This is a genomic window from Streptomyces viridiviolaceus, from assembly GCF_014650995.1.
In the GTDB taxonomy this organism is placed as follows: domain Bacteria; phylum Actinomycetota; class Actinomycetes; order Streptomycetales; family Streptomycetaceae; genus Streptomyces; species Streptomyces viridiviolaceus.
Genome location: NZ_BMWA01000008.1, coordinates 22,620 through 39,736 on the forward strand (window position 1 = coordinate 22,620; position 17,117 = coordinate 39,736).

The 17,117-nt window shown below is 72.9% G+C and carries 15 protein-coding genes and 2 tRNA genes; 15 read left to right on the plus strand and 2 right to left on the minus strand.

Translation table 11 applies throughout. From position 1 onward, the window contains the following. The first annotated feature begins 26 nt into the window (after positions 1 to 26). The 10 genes from IE260_RS12615 to IE260_RS12660 all read left to right on the plus strand — a co-directional run bounded on the left by IE260_RS12615 (position 27) and on the right by IE260_RS12660 (position 5,179). Positions 27 to 188 (plus strand): hypothetical protein, encoded by a 162-nt coding sequence (locus tag IE260_RS12615; RefSeq protein ID WP_189871035.1) that lies wholly within the window; start codon positions 27 to 29, stop codon positions 186 to 188. 121 nt (positions 189 to 309) lie between these two features. Beyond that, positions 310 to 474: a hypothetical protein gene (locus tag IE260_RS12620; RefSeq protein WP_189871037.1), complete on the plus strand. Its 165-nt coding sequence runs from the start codon at positions 310 to 312 to the stop codon at positions 472 to 474. A 71-nt stretch (positions 475 to 545) separates the two neighbouring features. After that, entirely contained in the window at positions 546 to 1,244 is a 699-nt protein-coding gene (gene nadD, locus IE260_RS12625; protein ID WP_189871039.1) for a nicotinate-nucleotide adenylyltransferase, read from the plus strand. Between the two features lie 16 nt (positions 1,245 to 1,260). Continuing rightward, on the plus strand, positions 1,261 to 2,982 hold the full coding sequence (locus IE260_RS12630; RefSeq protein ID WP_189871041.1) for an LCP family protein: 1,722 nt from the start codon (positions 1,261 to 1,263) through the stop codon (positions 2,980 to 2,982). 84 nt (positions 2,983 to 3,066) lie between these two features. Next, positions 3,067 to 3,513 (plus strand): ribosome silencing factor, encoded by a 447-nt coding sequence (gene rsfS / locus IE260_RS12635; RefSeq protein ID WP_189871043.1) that lies wholly within the window; start codon positions 3,067 to 3,069, stop codon positions 3,511 to 3,513. Then, entirely contained in the window at positions 3,510 to 4,181 is a 672-nt protein-coding gene (locus tag IE260_RS12640) for a histidine phosphatase family protein (RefSeq protein ID WP_189871045.1), read from the plus strand. The genes rsfS and IE260_RS12640 overlap by 4 nt, the downstream gene beginning before the upstream one ends. A gap of 130 nt (positions 4,182 to 4,311) precedes the next feature. Beyond that, positions 4,312 to 4,384, plus strand: a tRNA-Ala gene (locus IE260_RS12645). A 200-nt stretch (positions 4,385 to 4,584) separates the two neighbouring features. Continuing rightward, on the plus strand, positions 4,585 to 4,758 hold the full coding sequence (locus IE260_RS12650) for a hypothetical protein (RefSeq protein WP_189871047.1): 174 nt from the start codon (positions 4,585 to 4,587) through the stop codon (positions 4,756 to 4,758). A gap of 3 nt (positions 4,759 to 4,761) precedes the next feature. Beyond that, positions 4,762 to 4,995 (plus strand): hypothetical protein, encoded by a 234-nt coding sequence (locus tag IE260_RS12655; RefSeq protein ID WP_003976229.1) that lies wholly within the window; start codon positions 4,762 to 4,764, stop codon positions 4,993 to 4,995. Between the two features lie 111 nt (positions 4,996 to 5,106). Next, positions 5,107 to 5,179, plus strand: a tRNA-Ala gene (locus tag IE260_RS12660). 54 nt (positions 5,180 to 5,233) lie between these two features. Here IE260_RS12660 and IE260_RS12665 read toward each other — a convergent pair. Both IE260_RS12665 and IE260_RS12670 read right to left on the minus strand, forming a co-directional pair. Beyond that, on the minus strand, positions 5,234 to 6,847 hold the full coding sequence (locus IE260_RS12665; protein ID WP_189871049.1) for an NADH-quinone oxidoreductase subunit NuoF family protein: 1,614 nt from the start codon (positions 6,845 to 6,847) through the stop codon (positions 5,234 to 5,236). Then, entirely contained in the window at positions 6,844 to 8,079 is a 1,236-nt protein-coding gene (locus IE260_RS12670; protein ID WP_189871051.1) for a ferric reductase-like transmembrane domain-containing protein, read from the minus strand. The genes IE260_RS12665 and IE260_RS12670 overlap by 4 nt, the downstream gene beginning before the upstream one ends. A 464-nt stretch (positions 8,080 to 8,543) precedes the next feature. Here IE260_RS12670 and leuS point away from each other — a divergent pair, with 464 nt between their 5' ends. The 5 genes from leuS to IE260_RS12695 all read left to right on the plus strand — a co-directional run bounded on the left by leuS (position 8,544) and on the right by IE260_RS12695 (position 17,115). Further along, positions 8,544 to 11,420 carry a leucine--tRNA ligase gene (gene leuS, locus IE260_RS12675; protein ID WP_189871053.1) on the plus strand — a complete coding sequence of 959 codons (2,877 nt, stop codon included), beginning with the start codon at positions 8,544 to 8,546 and terminating at the stop codon, positions 11,418 to 11,420. Between the two features lie 162 nt (positions 11,421 to 11,582). Further along, positions 11,583 to 12,320: a hypothetical protein gene (locus tag IE260_RS12680; protein ID WP_189871055.1), complete on the plus strand. Its 738-nt coding sequence runs from the start codon at positions 11,583 to 11,585 to the stop codon at positions 12,318 to 12,320. Between the two features lie 73 nt (positions 12,321 to 12,393). Continuing rightward, positions 12,394 to 13,239: a DegV family protein gene (locus IE260_RS12685; RefSeq protein ID WP_189871056.1), complete on the plus strand. Its 846-nt coding sequence runs from the start codon at positions 12,394 to 12,396 to the stop codon at positions 13,237 to 13,239. 118 nt (positions 13,240 to 13,357) lie between these two features. Further along, the gene (locus IE260_RS12690; protein ID WP_189871058.1) at positions 13,358 to 14,455 is read left to right on the plus strand and encodes a ComEA family DNA-binding protein; all 1,098 of its coding nucleotides are present in this window, start codon (positions 13,358 to 13,360) and stop codon (positions 14,453 to 14,455) included. Continuing rightward, a complete protein-coding gene (locus IE260_RS12695; protein ID WP_189871061.1) occupies positions 14,452 to 17,115 on the plus strand; it encodes a ComEC/Rec2 family competence protein in 2,664 nt (887 codons plus the stop codon). The genes IE260_RS12690 and IE260_RS12695 overlap by 4 nt, the downstream gene beginning before the upstream one ends. The last annotated feature ends 2 nt before the right edge of the window (positions 17,116 to 17,117 follow it).

The following is a 17,117-nucleotide window of genomic DNA, read 5'->3' on the forward strand; positions in this document are numbered from 1 at the left end:
GGCAGTACAGCGAAGGAGACCACGCCATGGAGTACACCCCCCGCGCCGCCTGGCTCGCCGAGGCCGCGACTGCCGCCGAGCAGCAAGGCCCGGGGAATCTCTTCCGGGTCGTCCTGATCGTGATGCTGGTGGGCTGTGCTCTGACCGCGTGGTTCCTGCTCCGGGGCTACAAGCGGAAGGACGACTGAGACGATCCGAAGGTTCCCCGGCCCGTCCCCAACGGCGGAGTCGGCGTGATCGCCCGCGGGGCGCCCGCATACGATGAGCCGACGTCTTTATCCCGCCCACACCTGATAGGTCCTGCCGAAGATGAGCTTCCACAGCGCTGCTGCCCAGTTGGTCACCCTCGCCGCCGAGGGCGAGGAGCACGGCGGCAACCACGAGAGCCTGAGCCCCTACCTCACCGGTGGCGGAGCGTTCGTCGCCCTGATGCTTCTGCTGTGGATCACCACCCGCTTCAATCGCGACCGCTGAGCAGGGGCGGATCCGGGGCCGAAGGCCCTGGCGGCCGGGCCGCTCGGACCGGGCCGGTAGGGTCTGCACGCATGGGAGAGCAGGACATGCCTACCGGTCCGGCGCAGGACACGGCGAGCGGCGCGCGGCACCGCCCCGAGCCCCGTCGCGCCACGGGCCCCGGCAACGGCCCGTCGCGATCGGGCAAGCGCCGCCTCGGCGTCATGGGCGGCACCTTCGACCCGATCCACCACGGGCACCTCGTCGCGGCCAGTGAGGTCGCCGCGCAGTTCCACCTCGACGAGGTGGTGTTCGTCCCCACCGGACAGCCCTGGCAGAAGAGCCACCGCGCGGTCTCCGCGGCCGAGGACCGCTACCTGATGACCGTCGTCGCGACCGTCGAGAACCCGCAGTTCTCGGTGAGCCGCATCGACATCGACCGCGGCGGCCCCACCTACACCGTGGACACGCTGCGCGACCTGCGCGCCCTCAACCCGGACACGGACCTGTTCTTCATCACCGGAGCCGACGCCCTCGCCCAGATCCTCACCTGGCGCGACAGCGAGGAACTGTTCTCCCTCGCCCACTTCATCGGCGTCACCCGGCCGGGCCACCACCTGACCGACGCAGGGCTGCCCAAGGGCGGTGTCTCGCTCGTCGAGGTGCCCGCCCTGGCCATCTCCTCCACCGACTGCCGCGCGAGAGTCGCCAAGGGAGATCCCGTCTGGTATCTGGTGCCCGACGGAGTCGTGCGCTACATCGACAAGCGCCAGCTGTACCGCGGCGAGTGAGCCGAGAGGGGCACCGGTGAACGACCGATACGACGCGGGCTACGGCGGCGACCAGTACGAGCTCGTCGGCTACGACGAGTACGGCCGGCCGGTGTACCGCCAGGCCCCGGCCCAGCCCGGCGGGCAGCAGCAGTACGACCCGTACGCGCAGCAGGGCTACGGCTACGACCCCTACGCCGCCGGCGGACAGCAGGCCGCGCCGCAGTACGGCTCCTACGACGCCTACGGCACCCAGGGCGGCCACGACACCGGTCAGCAGCCGCCCACGCCCGCCCACGACCCGTACGACGGCTACGGCACCCCCCAGGGCGGCCGGGCCGGGCAGCCGGCGTACGACCCGTACGGGCAGGCCGCGACGAGCGGGCGGCAGTCCCGGGTCGCCGAGCAGACCGCCTACATCCCGCAGCAGGCCGGTCCGCCGGAGGAACCGGGCCCCGAGGCGTCCGCGGATCCCGGCGCCCCGGACTACCGGACCGAGCAGTTCGCCTTCGTCGAGGAGCCGACGGACGACTCCGAGGACGTCATCGACTGGCTCAAGTTCACCGAGAACCGCACCGAGCGCCGTGAGGAGGCCCGGCGGCGGGCCCGCAGCCGTGTCATCGCCCTGGTCGTCGTCCTGGCCCTGGTCGCGGTCGGCGGCGTCGGCTACCTCTGGTACGCGGGGAAGCTGCCCGGTCTGTCGTCCTCGGACTCCGGCGCGGGCGGTACGACGGCCGCTGCGGCCCAGAAGCGCGACGTGATCGCCGTCCACCTGCACGACACCAAGCAGGGCGGCACCTCCACGGTGCTGCTCGTCGACAACACCACCACCAAGCAGGGCACCGCCGTGCTGCTGCCCAACTCACTCGGCCTGACCGGCGACGACGGCACCACCACCACGCTCGCCAAGTCGGTCGACGACGCCGGCCCCGACGCGACCCGCACCGCGCTCGACTCCGTCCTCGGCACCGACATCGAGGGCACCTGGCGGCTGGACACCCCCTACCTCCAGATCCTCGTCGACCTCGTCGGCAACATCGAGGTCGACACCGACGCGGACGTCCCCGACCCGGCGGCCAAGAGCAAGGGAGCCGCGCCCCTCGTCCGCAAGGGCGAGAACCAGACCCTCAGCGGCAAGATGGCCGTCGCCTACGCCACCCACCAGGGCTCCGGCGAATCCGCCGACGCCCAGCTGGAGCGGTTCGGGCAGGTCATGCAGGGCGTGCTGCGCAAGCTGTCCTCGGACCCGCAGGCCGCGACGACCACGATCCAGACCCTGGGGCTGATCCTCGACCCGCCGCTGACCGACAAGGACCTCGGCTCCTTCCTCGCCGGGCTCGCCGACCGCGCCAAGGGCGGCGACTTCGAAACGGCCCTGCTGCCGGTCCAGGACGACGGCTCGCTGAGCGCCGAGACCAGCGACAGCGTGGTCAAGGACATCCTCGGCGGCACCGCGAAGAGCCCCGACAAGGACGCGGCCGTCAGTGTCTCCGTCCAGAACGCGACCGGCGTGAAGGACCGCGCCGCGAAGGCCCGCGTCGTCCTCCTCAACGGCGGCTTCACCTTCCTGGAGGGCGGCACCGCCTCCGCCGCCCAGCCCACGTCGAAGGTGTTCTACGCGGACGCCGCGGACAAGGAGCACGCCACCGAGGTCGCCAAGACCCTGGGCCTGCCGGACGGCTCCGTCGCCCAGGGCAAGGTCTCCGCGAACGCCGACGTCGCGGTGGTCCTCGGCCAGGACTACGAACCGGCGTCGTAGGAGGCGAGGTCGTTCAACACGTGAGGTGCCGTCGGCGGTCGTGAGACCCTTGAGGTCAATCGACCGCCGACCGAAAGCCACGCAGTGACCGCGACCGACCGCTCTCTGGAACTCATCAACACCGCCGCGCAGGCGGCCGCCGACAAGCTCGCGCACGACATCATCGCCTACGACGTCAGCGACGTGCTGTCGATCACGGACGCCTTCCTGCTGGCCTCCGCGCCCAACGACCGCCAGGTCAAGTCGATCGTCGACGAGATCGAGGAGCGGCTGAACAAGGAACTCGGCGCCAAGCCGGTGCGCCGCGAGGGCGACCGCGAGGCCCGCTGGGTCCTGCTCGACTACGTCGACATCGTCGTGCACGTCCAGCACAGCGAGGAGCGCGTCTTCTACGCCCTGGAGCGGCTGTGGAAGGACTGCCCCGAGCTGGAGCTGCCCGCCGACGCCAAGGCGACCCGCGGCAAGGCCGAGGAGCACGCCAGGCTGAAGGCCGCCGAGGAGGCGACGGAGCCCGACGGGGACTGGCGATGAGCGCCACGGGTGAGGTGACGGCACAGAAGGCCGGCCGCGGCCGCCGCATCATCCTCTGGCGGCACGGCCAGACCTCCTGGAACGTGGAGCGCCGCTTCCAGGGCTCCACGGACGTCGAACTCACCGAGACCGGCGTCGCCCAGGCCCGCCGGGCCGCCCGGCTGCTGGTCAACCTGAGGCCGGACGCCATCGTCGCCTCCGACCTCAAACGGGCCGCGCACACGGCCGCCGAGCTCGCCGAGCTCACCAACCTCGAGGTGACCCTGGAGGAGGGGCTGCGGGAGACCTACGCGGGCGTCTGGCAGGGGCTGACGCACGAGGAGATCATCGCCCGGCACGGCGCGGAGTACACGGCGTGGAAGCGCGGTGAGCCGGTCCGCCGCGGCGGCGGCGAGCTGGAGACCGAGGTCGCCGACCGCGCCGCTCCCGTGGTGCTCCGGCACGCCGAGAAGCTCCCCGAGGACGGCACGCTCGTCGTGGTCAGCCACGGCGGCACGATCCGCACCACCATCGGCCGCCTCCTCGGTCTCGACCCGCACAACTGGGAGAGCCTCGGCGGCCTGACCAACTGCTGCTGGTCGGTCCTCGGCGAGGGCGCCCGCGGCTGGCGGCTGCTGGAGCACAACGCCGGCACGCTGCCGGAGCCGGTGCTCGGCGACGACGACTGAGCGGCCCGGCCGGCCGTCACCCGGCGCGTGAACCCCGGATTTCACTTTCCGGCAGGTCACAGGCTAAAGTTCTTCTTGTTCGCCCCGCCGAGCGGGGCGAAACACCATGCGGCTCCGCCGCGTGGCACAAGGGGCTATAGCTCAGTTGGTAGAGCGCCTGCATGGCATGCAGGAGGTCAGGAGTTCAATTCTCCTTAGCTCCACAGGTTCACGAACGAATCCCGTCCCCACAGGGGGCGGGATTTTTTCGTCGTGCCCGCTTGAGCGGTCGGCGCCCGCCGGGCGTATACCTCTGTGAGGCTCCGTGTCCGGACTGGTACTGAGGCGTCGCTGACCGTATTGGTCCGTCCGTGGCAGAATCAAACGGCCGGAAGGGGGCGCGGCCCGACGGGAGGGAGTAGCGATGCCTGCGAGCAGGCTCGAGGAGGTCGACCACCTCCGCGGGGCGACGGTGACACGGGGCACGGTCACCCGCCTCAGCTGCCCTTCCTGCGGATCCGGGCACGTCGCCCAAGTCCTGGGCGACAACGGCGGAATCTCCTACGTGTGCACGGCCTGCGGCCACAGCTGGAGCTGATCGATGGGTGCACACAGGCGAAAGTGCGACTGGTGCGGCAGTGGCACTCCGATCGTCCGCGACATGGAGCCGGTCAACCCGGACTACCAGTACTGGTGCGAGGAGTGCGCGCGGGCGCTGATCATAAAGGGCGACCCGATCGAGACGTATCGGGAACTCGAGGGTGAGCCGATCTACGGCCGGCTGCTCGAGGAGCACTGCACGCTCAAGCGGTTCTACTCGTTCGTGACCGCCTAGTCGAAGTACATTTGCCGCCAAATCGGACAGAACGGAAACGATTTGGTGTTGGGCCGGGTCGACCGTGTAATGTTGGCGTCGCCGCCGGGGAAACCGGGCGGAGCAAGGCAAGGGGCTATAGCTCAGTTGGTAGAGCGCCTGCATGGCATGCAGGAGGTCAGGAGTTCAATTCTCCTTAGCTCCACAGGGAAACCCCCCGGATCGGTGATCCGGGGGGTTTGTTCGTACGCGGCGGATCTCAGCGGCCCAGTGCGCGCCGTCCGCGGCCCTGGGAGAGGACCGGCAGGTTCGTGCGCGAGGACGGGGCCTGCGCGCGTGTGTCCTCCTCGATGCGCAGGGCGAGCGCCGGACAGCGGCGCACCGCGCGCACGGCCTTGGCCTCCGCGAAGCGCGGTACGTCGGCCTGCGCCACGGTCGGGAAACCGTCCGCGCCGAGCTGGAAGACCTCCGGCAGGATGTCCGCGCACAGCCCGTGGCCGCGGCACAGCGTCCAGTCGACGTAGATCTTCTGGCGGCTGGGCCCGTTCTCCTCGGAGCCGCCGCCGGGGACGCCCGTAGGGGCCCTGCCCCCCTCGAAGAGCGGCAGCACGCCCTGCACGGGCCGCCCGCAGCCGTTGCCGAGGACATGGGCCGCGAGGTCGTCCGTGAACGCCTTGACGGTCGACTCCAGGAACATCGCCGAACCGTCCGGGTGGGAGCACGCGCCGCGCCGCTTGACGTTGCCCGCGACCTGCTTGAGCGCCTCCAGGGCGGCCGGCCCGCCGCCGTTCAGGATGTCCTCCAGGCCGCGCGCGGCGGCCGGCAGACCGAGGTAGCAGGGGCCGCACTGGCCCGCGCTCTCCTCCGCGAGCCACTGGGCCACGCGCAGCGACTCGCCCAGCGGGCAGGTGTCCTGACTGATCGGCAGGACCGCTCCCGCGCCGAGCGAACCGCCGACCTGCTGCAGGGAGTTGCGGGAGACGATCGCCTCGTCGACCGTCGCGGCGTCGATCCACTTGCCGTGGTACCCGCCCGTCAGCACGCCCTGGGGCACCGGCGGGGCGCCGGCGAGCTGGAGGACGTAGCGCAGCGGGACGCCCGTGGGGACCTCGATCACCATCGGGCGGGCCACGGCGCCGGAGACGGTCAGCATGACGGTGCCCGGTTCGTCGTACAGGCCGGTGTTGCCGTAGCGCTCGGGACCGATGCGGGCGGCGATGGCCAGTTGGGCGAACGTCTCGGCGTTGGACAGCAGCGTCGGCGCGCCGCCCACGCCGCTCTTCGACGCGCTGATCTTGCGGCCGGGCGGGATCGCCGGGCCGCCGTCGATGGAGCGGATCAGCGAGGCCGCGGCGCCGGTGACCATCCGCACCGGATTGCGCTGCACGCGCGCGCGGAGGGCCGATCGGCGCCCGTTGCTCAGGCCCCGCTCGGCGAGGGCGGCCTCCATGGAGCGCTGCGTGGACTCACGGGTGACGCCGACCACGAGGGTGCGGGCGCCCAGCGCCTCGGCACACAGCAGCGCGCCGTCCAGGATGAGGTGCGGAGCACGGTTGATCAGCACCGTGTCCTTGCGGCAGGCCGGCTCGTCCTCGCTGCCGTTGACGACGACGACCGGCCGTACACCGCGCTTGATCGCCGATTCGGCGACCGAGCGCAGCTTCTTGTGGAAGGGGAAGCCCGCGCCGCCGCGGCCCCTGAGGTTGATGCGTTCGGCGAGCTGCGCGAGCTGCTCGCCGCCCATCGGTTCGAGCGGCCCGTGCACCTTCAGGTGCATGGGCAGATCCAGTCTTTCGACAAGGTCGAAACCCGACGTGAGCTGAGGAAGACCGACCACGCGGACTTCGGGGACGTCGGGCAGGGCCTCGTTCACTTGTGGCCTCCGGAAGGCGTGTTCCAAGGTTCGCCCGAACCCGGTGCGTCGAAGTCGTAGGACGAGTCGTACGACGCACCGGGGGCTGGTTCAGTGGCGGGACCGCTGTTGTACGTGTCGTTCGGGATGTACGTGCCGAGGAGGGGGTTCGTCTCACCGGTGTCGTACACATCACTCCCGCCGTGGCCGGGGACGCCCGGGGCGCCGTAGGCCGGGACGGTGTAGCCGGTGTCGTTGAGCGGGTCGTAGGCCGAGGGGGGTGCCTCGCCGACCGGCGGCGGGGACGGGATCGGCCAGCTGCCCGAGGTGCCGCTGCCGCCGTCCACGAGGGGCATCGCCTCGGTCGGGCGCATGTCCGGCGGCAGCTGCATCGGCGCGGTCGGCTCGGCCGCGGACGGCCGCCGCCGCGCGCGCGGGGAGCCGGAGACGGCCCGGTAGGCCGCGGAGAAGCCGCTCGGGGGCTCCTGGGGCGCGAGGCGCTCCGCGGGCTCGTACAGCGGTGCGGACGGGGACGGTGTGCCGGGCCGGGGGCCCCGTCGGCCCTCGTAGCCGGGCAGTGCGGACCCCGCCGCCTCGGCCCTGCTCTCCCGGCGTTCCTCGCGGGCGGGCGTCCCGGCGTTCCCGAACAGCCCGGTGACGGTGTCGGCGACCCGGCGCTTGACCGGCCGGGGCGCGGCGCGCAGGGCCAGGGCCGCCATGACACCGAGCACGGACAGGCCGTACAGGAGCGTGAACACCGGCTTGGCCGCGCGACCCGCGTAGAGGCCGTGCAGGAGCGCCGCGCACCACGCCGGGTAGGCCAGCATGTGCATGGCCCGCCAGCGGGCGGCGACCGGTGCCGGGGACGCGAAGCGGTTGCGCAGGACGCCGGTGACGCCCACGAAGAGCATGAGCAGCCCGGCCAGTGTGCCGAGGCCGATGAGGACGGCCCTGCCGCCGAACGCCTCGTCGTCCGTGGCCAGGAGTCCGAAGGGGATCACCGCGGCGACCCACGTGGTGTGCTCCAGGGCCAGCTTGACCCCGATGTGCACCAGCAGGAAGACGATCGAGGCGACCGCGGTGACCCGGTGCACCGCCTGGGCCAGGATCCGCCGGCGGGCGTCGAGGAGGATCCGGTCCTGGGCGACGAGTCCCCAGATCACCGAGCAGCTGAGGCAGACGAGTGCGAGGACGCCGGCACCGAAGTCGAGGAACTCCGCGAACGAGTCGTCCGCCGTGCTGTCCGTCGTCACGGCCTGCCTCCCCACGTCGCGGGGCGGGGAGGGAGCGGGCGGGTACTGCGGGGTGGTTCCAGAGGAGGGTTCATGGGGGCGACTCCGAGCGGTTTCGGGAAAGCGGTCCCGGTGCCGCACTCTAAGTGGCGCCATACCCGCGGGTACGAGGTTTGAGTTATTGCGTTGTTATCAAACGACAATGCGGTTGTTGTGATGTCCCATAGCTACTGTTACGCGGAGTAACCTTTGACCTTGGTTCAGGTTCGGGCGGGCCGGAAGCCCGTCGCAGCCCGCGAGAGGTCTGCGGTACCCTGACGCCATGCGTGCCGTACGCCTTCTGCTTAGCGAGCCGCGCTGATCAGTGCCGACCACCGGTGATTCGTGGTCGGAATCGGCGCGGCGTCCCCTCCTGTGCGAGGGGATTTTTCATTTCTTGAATGTCGCAGCCGCTGGCAGAGACGATCGATGGAGCTTTGAGGATCATGAGCGAGACGAACCCCGCGGCGACTTCCGAGGTTGCCGCGCCGCACCGCTACACGGCCGCCATGGCCGCCGAGATCGAGGCACGCTGGCAGGACTTCTGGGACGCCGAGGGCACGTACGCCGCACCGAACCCGAAGGGTGACCTGGCGGGCGACCCGGAGCTGGCCGCCAGGCCCAAGAAGTTCATCATGGACATGTTCCCGTACCCGTCCGGTGCCGGCCTGCACGTCGGTCACCCCCTGGGGTACATCGCCACCGACGTCTTCGCCCGGTTCCAGCGGATGACCGGCCACAACGTCCTGCACACCCTGGGCTTCGACGCCTTCGGCCTGCCCGCCGAGCAGTACGCCGTGCAGACCGGCACGCACCCGCGCGTGTCCACCGAGGCCAACATGGAGAACATGAAGGCCCAGCTGCGCCGGCTGGGCCTGGGCCACGACAAGCGCCGGTCGTTCGCCACGATCGACCCGGAGTACTACAAGTGGACCCAGTGGATCTTCCTGCAGATCTTCAACTCCTGGTACGACCAGGAGGCGAGGAAGGCCCGCCCGATCTCCGAGCTGATCGCCCAGTTCGCAGCCGGTGAGCGGGCGATCCCGGGCCACCCCGGACGCGGCTGGAACGAGCTGAACGCCGCCGAGCGCGCCGACGTCCTGGGCGAGTTCCGCCTGGCCTACGCCTCCGACGCGCCCGTCAACTGGTGCCCCGGCCTGGGCACCGTGCTGGCCAACGAGGAGGTCACCGCCGACGGCCGCTCCGAGCGCGGCAACTTCCCCGTCTTCAAGGCCAAGCTGCGCCAGTGGAACATGCGCATCACCGCCTACGCCGACCGGCTGCTGGAGGACCTGGACGAGCTGGACTGGCCCGAGGCCATCAAGCTGCAGCAGCGCAACTGGATCGGCCGCTCCGAGGGTGCCCGCGTCGACTTCCCGATCGACGGCGAGCGCATCACCGTCTTCACCACCCGTCCCGACACCCTGTTCGGCGCGACCTACATGGTGCTGGCGCCCGAGCACCCGCTGGTCGAGAAGTTCACCCCGGCCGCCTGGCCCGAGGGCACCCACGAGGTGTGGACCGGCGGCCACGCCACCCCGGCCGACGCCGTCGCCGCCTACCGGGCGCAGGCCGCGTCCAAGTCCGACGTCGAACGGCAGGCCGAGGCCAAGGACAAGACCGGCGTCTTCATCGGCACGTACGCGACCAACCCGGTCAACGGCGAGCGGATCCCGGTCTTCATCGCCGACTACGTCCTGATGGGCTACGGCACCGGCGCGATCATGGCCGTGCCGGCGCACGACACGCGCGACTTCGAGTTCGCGCGCGCCTTCGAGCTGCCGATCACCTGCGTGGTCGAGCCGACCGACGGCCGTGGCACCGACACCTCGACGTGGGAGGAGGCCTTCGCGTCCTACGACGCGAAGATCATCAACTCCTCGGGTGAGGGCGTCTCCCTGGACGGCCTGGGCGTCGTCGAGGCCAAGGCGCGCATCACCGAGTGGCTGGAGCGCACCGGCACCGGCGAGGGCACCGTCAACTTCCGCCTGCGCGACTGGCTGTTCAGCCGCCAGCGCTACTGGGGCGAGCCCTTCCCGATCGTCTACGACGAGGACGGCATCGCCCACGCCCTGCCCGAGTCGATGCTGCCGCTGGAGCTGCCCGAGGTCGAGGACTACTCCCCGCGCACCTTCGACCCGGACGACGCCGACACCCAGCCCGAGACGCCGCTGTCGCGCAACGAGGACTGGGTCAACGTCACCCTGGACCTGGGCGACGGCCCGAAGAAGTACCGGCGCGAGACCAACACCATGCCCAACTGGGCCGGCTCCTGCTGGTACGAGCTGCGCTACCTGGACCCGCACAACTCCGAGAAGCTGGTCGACCCGGAGATCGAGCAGTACTGGATGGGCCCGCGCGAGGGCCGGCCGCACGGCGGCGTCGACCTGTACGTCGGCGGCGCCGAGCACGCCGTGCTGCACCTGCTGTACGCGCGCTTCTGGTCCAAGGTCCTGTACGACCTGGGGCACGTCTCCTCGGCGGAGCCGTTCCACAAGCTGTTCAACCAGGGCATGATCCAGGCCTACGTCTACCGGGACAGCCGCGGCATCGCGGTGCCGGCCGCCGAGGTGGAGGAGCGCGACGGCGCCTACTGGTACCAGGGCGAGAAGGTCTCCCGGCTGCTGGGCAAGATGGGCAAGTCCCTGAAGAACGCGGTCACCCCGGACGAGATCTGCGCCGAGTACGGCGCCGACACGCTGCGCCTGTACGAGATGGCGATGGGCCCGCTGGACGTCTCCCGGCCGTGGGACACGCGTGCGGTGGTGGGCCAGTTCCGCCTGCTGCAGCGCCTGTGGCGCAACGTCGTCGACGAGAGCAGCGGTGAGGTGGCGCTGTCGGAGGCCGCGCCCGACGAGGACACCCTGCGCGCCCTGCACAAGGCGATCGACGGCGTGCGCCAGGACCTGGAGGGCATGCGGTTCAACACCGCCATCGCCAAGGTCACCGAGCTGAACAACCACCTGACGAAGTCGGGCGGGCCGATCCCGCGCTCGGTCGCCGAGCCGCTGGTCCTGCTGATCGCGCCGCTGGCCCCGCACGTCGCCGAGGAGCTGTGGCGCAGGCTGGGCCACACCGACTCGGTCGTGCACCAGGACTTCCCCGTCGCCGACCCGGCCTACGTCGTGGACGAGACCGTGACCTGCGTCGTGCAGATCAAGGGCAAGGTCAAGGCACGGCTGGAGGTCTCCCCGTCCATCTCCGAGGAGGAGCTGGAGAAGGTCGCGCTGGCCGACGAGAAGGTCGTGGCCGCGCTGGGCGGGGCCGGGATCCGCAAGGTCATCGTGCGGGCGCCGAAGCTGGTGAACATCGTCCCGGCGTGACGCCGGCGCGGTGGTGCCGCTGAGGTCGGGGTGGTCCCCTACGGGCAGGTTCGGGGTTTCGTCGGAACTCCGGGCCTGCCCGCTGCGTTTACCGTGGAAGAGCGGCACGGCGGGTGCCGCGGCCTGGTGGCAGGCAGACCGGACGGTCCGAGGAGGAGCTTCGTGGAAGCAGTGATCGCAGTCTTCGGCCTGCTCTTCGTGCTCGCTCTCGTGCTGGGCGCCTACGCCACGGTGAAGGCCGTCGGCGCCGCCAAGCGCAGCGCCGACCGCCACATCACGCAGGCCCGCCGCACGGTCGAGGACCACACCCTGCGCGCCAAGTCCCTCGTGCAGACGGGCCCGGCGGGGGAGATCGCGCAGCTGCGGCTGACGCTGCGCACCTCGATGCGTGCCACGCAGGACGCGCTGCACGCGGGCGTGGCCGAGGACGAGTCCCTCAAGGAGTCCCTCGCCCTCTTCGAGCGGCTCAGCGCCCACGGACACGAACTGGACGCCGAGCTCAGGCGGCTGGAGTCCGAGCCCGACCGGGCCACGCTCGGCGAGCGGCTGCCCGCCCTGCGCGAGCGCACCGAGCGGATCACCGGTTCGGCGGACGCCCTGCGCTGGGCGGCCCGTGACCGCGCCCGCCGCTTCGCGGACGACGACCTGGACACGCTGAGCGCACAGATCGACGTCGAGGCGGGCGCCCTGCGGCACTGGACGGAGACGGAGCCCGCCGCGGCGCCGCCGCCGCCCTGGCCCGAGGCACCGTCCGCCGACGGCCGGGCCGCCCGGCGGAGCCGGCCCGGGACCTCCGAGCCGGGTCCCGCGCAGGAACCGACGCGGCCCGCCATCACCCCGCCCGACCCGCGCCCCGCGTACCCCTGGCAGAAGAAGGCCCGCCCGGAGAACACCACCTGAGCGGAAGCCGTGCCGTGCCCGGTCGCCGGGGCCGGGCTGCCGCATGGGCCCTAGGCCAGGTAGCCTCCAGCTCATGTCCCGCCATGTCGCGATCGTCACCGATTCAACGGCCTACCTCCCGGCCCGGACGATGGAGCGGCACGGCATCACCGCGGTACCCCTGACCGTGGTCCTGGGCGACCGCGCCCTGGAGGAGGGCACCGAGATCTCGACCCGGTCCCTGGCCCAGGCGCTGCAGAAGCGACGGCCGGTCACCACCTCGCGGCCCAGCCCCGAACTCTTCGCCGAGACGTACCGCAAGATCGCCCGGTCCGGGGCCGCCGGCATCGTCTCCCTCCACCTGTCCGCCGAGCTCTCGGGCACCTACGACGCGGCGGTCCTCGCCGCGCGCGAGGCACCGGTGCCGGTGCGCGTCGTGGACACCGGGATGATCGCGATGGCCCTCGGCTTCTGCGCGCTCGCCGCGGCCCGGACGGCCGAGGCGGGCGGCACGGCGGACGAGGCCGTCACGGCCGCGGAGAAACGGGCAGCGGGCACATCCGCCTACTTCTACGTCGACACCCTCGACTACCTGCGCCGCGGCGGACGGATCGGGGCCGCACAGGCACTGCTCGGTTCCGCGCTCGCGGTCAAGCCGCTGCTCCAGCTGGACGACGGCAGGATCGAACCCCTGGAGAAGGTGCGGACGGCATCCAAGGCGATCGCCCGCCTGGAGGAGATCGTCGCCGAACGGGCGGGCAACGCCCCCGTCGACATCGCCGTCCACCATCTCGCCGCCCCCGACCGGGCGTCCGCCCTGGCCGACCGTCTGCGCGAGCGGGTTCCCGGGCTGGCCGACCTGCATGTCAGCGAGGTCGGCGCGGTGATCGGGGCCCACACCGGGCCCGGTCTGCTCGGGGCCGTGGTCTCGCCGCGGTGAGGTGAGAGGGGCACGGACGTCACCCGTGGGAGTGGCGAGGTTGTCCACAACCCGGCGGTAGTCCCCGGGAAACGACCAAGATCATCGCGAGTGGGCCGAGGTGCCGGATCCTCGGCGCATGGTTCTTCGATCACGTTCACGCACAGCGACCGCGACCAGCGGCCCGGGCCGTGGCCCGGCCTCCGACGGCCGTACCCGCAGGCACGGCCGGACCCGTCCCCGTGCCCACGGCCGGGCACAGCAGCGTCACGCGTCGGCCGAAGAACTGCGCCGGCGCGCCGAGGTGCTCTTCGCCGGCCGTGGCGAACACGCCGGGCGGTGGCGGGAGTCGGGAAAGGGTCCACCCGGGGGAACGCCGGGAACCCGGGAGCTCGGGGGCGCCGTGGAGGGCTCCGCAGGGCCACCCGGGGCGGCCGGTGAGACTCCACAGGCCGCGAACGCCGCCGGGTCGACCGCCGCCGTGCCCGACGGCTTCGACCGCTCGCCGGGGACCTGGCGGGAGCGGGCCGGGCAGGCGCTGCGGGAGCGGATGCCGGTGTGGTTGCAGACGAGGTGCGGGCTGGAACGACGCAGCGCGGTCGCGCTCACACTGCTCCTCGCCGTCGCCGCGGTCCTCGCCGTGCAGCACTACTGGACCGGACGGACCCAGACCGTGGCCGCGCCCGAGGTGGTGCGGGCGGCGCCGCGGTACGGCGGGGACGGGCAGCGCACCGGCGCAGCGGACGAGAGGACCGGGCCGGGCACGCCGTCCGGCGCGCCCGAGGCCACGGCCGGCGCCGAGATCGTGGTGGACGTCGCCGGCAAGGTCCGCGAACCCGGAATCCACCGGCTGCCGGCCGGTTCACGGGTCGCGGACGCCCTGCGCGCGGCCGGTGGTGTGCGCGCCGGTACGAAGACCGACGGGCTGAACCGGGCCCGCTTCCTGGTGGACGGCGAGCAGGTGATCGTCGGGGCGTCCGCCCCCGGCCCGGTCGGCACCGCCCCCGGTGGGCCGGCCGGCGCGGCGGTCGGGGCGGCCCCGGCGGCTCCCGTCTCGCTCAACACGGCGACCGCCGACCAGCTCGACACGCTGCCGGGCGTCGGCCCCGTGCTGGCCCAGCACATCATCGACTACCGCACGCGGCAGGGCGGCTTCCGCTCGGTGGACGAGCTGCGCGAGGTCAACGGCATCGGCGAGCGCCGCTTCGCCGAACTCCGGAACCTCGTACGGCCATGACGCAGCCTTCCGACGCGCCCCGGCGCGCGGCCTCCCTCGCCCCGGCGGCGACCCACGATGCCACCGCCACCGCCACCGCCGCCGCCACCGGCCCCGTCGGCCGGACGCCCCGTGTACGGGCGGCCGTGCACGCCGCCTCGGGGCATCGGCTCGGTGCCGCCCGGCCCCGGCAGGAGGGACCCGCGGACCTGCGGCTCGTGCCGCCCGCGCTCGCTGCCTGGGCGACGGCGGCCCTCGTGCCGGCCGTGCCGCACGGATGGGCCGTCGGTGCCGTGGCCGTCTGTCTCGCGGTGGCGGGCGTACTGCTGACGGCGCGTCGGGGCACGAGACAGGGACGGCTCCGGGCGTCGGCCGCCGCCGTACTGCTCTGCGTCGCCGCGTCCGCCGCCTCGGCCGCACTGCACGGGGCGGACCTGCACCGCGGTCCCGTGCCGGAACTGGCGCGGCGGTACGCCACCTTCACCGCCGAGGTGGAGGTCACCGCCGACCCACGCCTCGCCCGGCCCCGCGTCCGGGGAGACCGCGCCGCGCCGCCCGCGGTGCTCGTCGAAGCCGACGTACGGCGAGTGGTGCGGGTGGGCGGAACGGCGGTGGAGACACGCGCGCCGGCGCTGCTGATCGTCGACGTGGGTGCCGGGGCGGCGGTGCGGCACCCGGCGGGCGGCTCGGACGCCTCGCGGGTCGCCGGCGGCGGGCCGGGCGCCTCGCGGTGGCTGGGGCTGCTGCCGACCACGCGGCTGCGCGTCACCGCGCGGTCGGCGCCCTCCTTGGCGGACGGGGACCGGGTCGCCGCCGTGCTGCGCGTGCGGGGCGGAGCCGCCCCGGAGGTGGTGGCCGGGCCGTCGGGCCCGCAGCGGCTGGCGGGGCGCATGCGCGCCGGCCTGCGGGAGGCCACCGGCGGTCTGTCCGCGGACGCGCGGGCACTGCTGCCGGGGCTGGTCGTCGGGGACACCTCGCGGATCACGCCGGAGCTGGACGAAGCCTTCAAGGAGACCGACCTGGCGCACACGCTGGCCGTGTCCGGGGCCAACTTCACGATCCTGCTGGCCCTGCTGCTCGGGCCGCCCGGGCTGGCCCAGTACAGCGAGCGCCGGGGACTGGCGCCCCGCCTCGGCATCTCCCTGCGGACGACCGCGCTGCTCGGCGGGGCGCTCGCCCTGGGATTCGTCGTCGTGTGCCGACCGGACCCCAGTGTGCTGCGGGCCGCCGCCTGCGGGGCCGTCGCCCTGCTCGCCCTCGCCACCGGGCGGCGCAGATCCCTGATCCCGGCGCTGGCGACGGCGGTGCTGCTGCTGGTGCTGTACGACCCGCGGCTGGCCCGCAGTTACGGCTTCCTCCTCTCCGTGCTGGCCACCGGCGCCCTGCTCACCCTCGCGCCCCGGTGGAGCACGGCGCTGCGCCGGCGCCGGGTACCGCCCCGGCTCGCCGAGGCACTGGCCGCCGCTGCCGCCGCGCAGGCCCTGTGCGCGCCGGTGGTCGTCGTGCTGTCGGCCCGGGTGAGCCTGGTGGCGGTGCCGTGCAACCTGCTCGCGGAGTTCGCCGTCGCGCCGGCGACCGTGCTGGGCTTCGGGGCGCTGGCCACGGCGCCGGTGGCGATGCCGGTGGCCAAAGGGTTCGCCTGGTGCGCGAGTTGGCCCGCCGAGTGGCTCGCGGGGATCGCCCGCACCGGGGCGGCGCTGCCCGGCGCGGGGGTGGACTGGCCGGGCAGCTGGACCGGGGCCGCGCTGCTCGCCCTCGTCACGGTGGGCGTGCTGCTCGTCGGCCGACGGCTGCTGCGGCACCCCTGGTGGTGCGGCCTCTACGCGGTGCTGCTGGCGCTCGCGGTGGTGCAGCCACCGCCGCTGGCCAGGGTGATCACGGGGTGGCCGCCGCCGGGCTGGCGGCTGGTGATGTGTGACGTGGGGCAGGGCGACGCCATGGTGCTCGCGGCCGGCCCGGGTACGGGCGTGGTCGTGGACGCCGGACCCGATCCGACGCTCGTCGACCGCTGTCTGCGCGACCTCGGCATCACCCGCGTCCCCCTCGTCGTACTGACCCATTTCCACGCCGACCACGTGGCGGGACTGCCGGGGGTGCTGAGGGGACGTTCGGTGGGTGCGATCGAGACGACCGGGCTCCAGGAGCCGGTGGACCAGGCGGAGTCGGTGCGCGCCCTGGCGGCGGCACGGCACATCCCCGTGCGGCACGCCCTCGCCGGCGAACAGCGGCGGGCCGGTGCGCTGTCCTGGCAGGTGGTGTGGCCGCCGGCCGGTCCGCCGCGGAGCCGGTGGCCGGGTCCGGTGCCGGGCGGGGAAGGGGCCAACGACGCCAGCGTCACCCTGCTGGTCCGCACGGCCGGGCTGCGCCTGCTGCTGCTCGGGGACCTCGAACCACCGGCCCAGCGGGAGCTGGCGAGATCCCCGGCGGCAGCGGAGCTGGCAGGGGTGGACGTGCTCAAAGTGGCCCACCACGGCTCCGCCCACCAGGACCCCGGACTGCTGCGGAGGGCGGCTCCGCGGCTGGCGCTGATCTCCTGCGGCGAGGACAACCCGTACGGGCATCCCGCGCCCGGCACGCTCGCGGCGCTGCACGCCCACGGCGCGGCGGTGCTGCGGACGGACCGGGACGGGGCCCTGGCGGTCGCGGGTACGGGCGAGGAGCTGCGGGTGGCGGGAGACTGAGC

Bases quoted from the DNA above. Each gene is read 5' to 3' on its own strand.
- IE260_RS12620 (WP_189871037.1), top strand. From the start codon at position 310: ATGAGCTTCCACAGCGCTGCTGCCCAGTTGGTCACCCTCGCCGCCGAG.
- nadD (WP_189871039.1), top strand. From the start codon at position 546: ATGGGAGAGCAGGACATGCCTACCGGTCCGGCGCAGGACACGGCGAGC.
- IE260_RS12695 (WP_189871061.1), top strand. From the start codon at position 14,452: ATGACGCAGCCTTCCGACGCGCCCCGGCGCGCGGCCTCCCTCGCCCCG.
- IE260_RS12685 (WP_189871056.1), top strand. From the start codon at position 12,394: ATGTCCCGCCATGTCGCGATCGTCACCGATTCAACGGCCTACCTCCCG.
- IE260_RS12655 (WP_003976229.1), top strand. From the start codon at position 4,762: ATGGGTGCACACAGGCGAAAGTGCGACTGGTGCGGCAGTGGCACTCCG.
- IE260_RS12690 (WP_189871058.1), top strand. From the start codon at position 13,358: ATGGTTCTTCGATCACGTTCACGCACAGCGACCGCGACCAGCGGCCCG.
- leuS (WP_189871053.1), top strand. From the start codon at position 8,544: ATGAGCGAGACGAACCCCGCGGCGACTTCCGAGGTTGCCGCGCCGCAC.
- IE260_RS12615 (WP_189871035.1), top strand. From the start codon at position 27: ATGGAGTACACCCCCCGCGCCGCCTGGCTCGCCGAGGCCGCGACTGCC.
- IE260_RS12640 (WP_189871045.1), top strand. From the start codon at position 3,510: ATGAGCGCCACGGGTGAGGTGACGGCACAGAAGGCCGGCCGCGGCCGC.
- IE260_RS12650 (WP_189871047.1), top strand. From the start codon at position 4,585: ATGCCTGCGAGCAGGCTCGAGGAGGTCGACCACCTCCGCGGGGCGACG.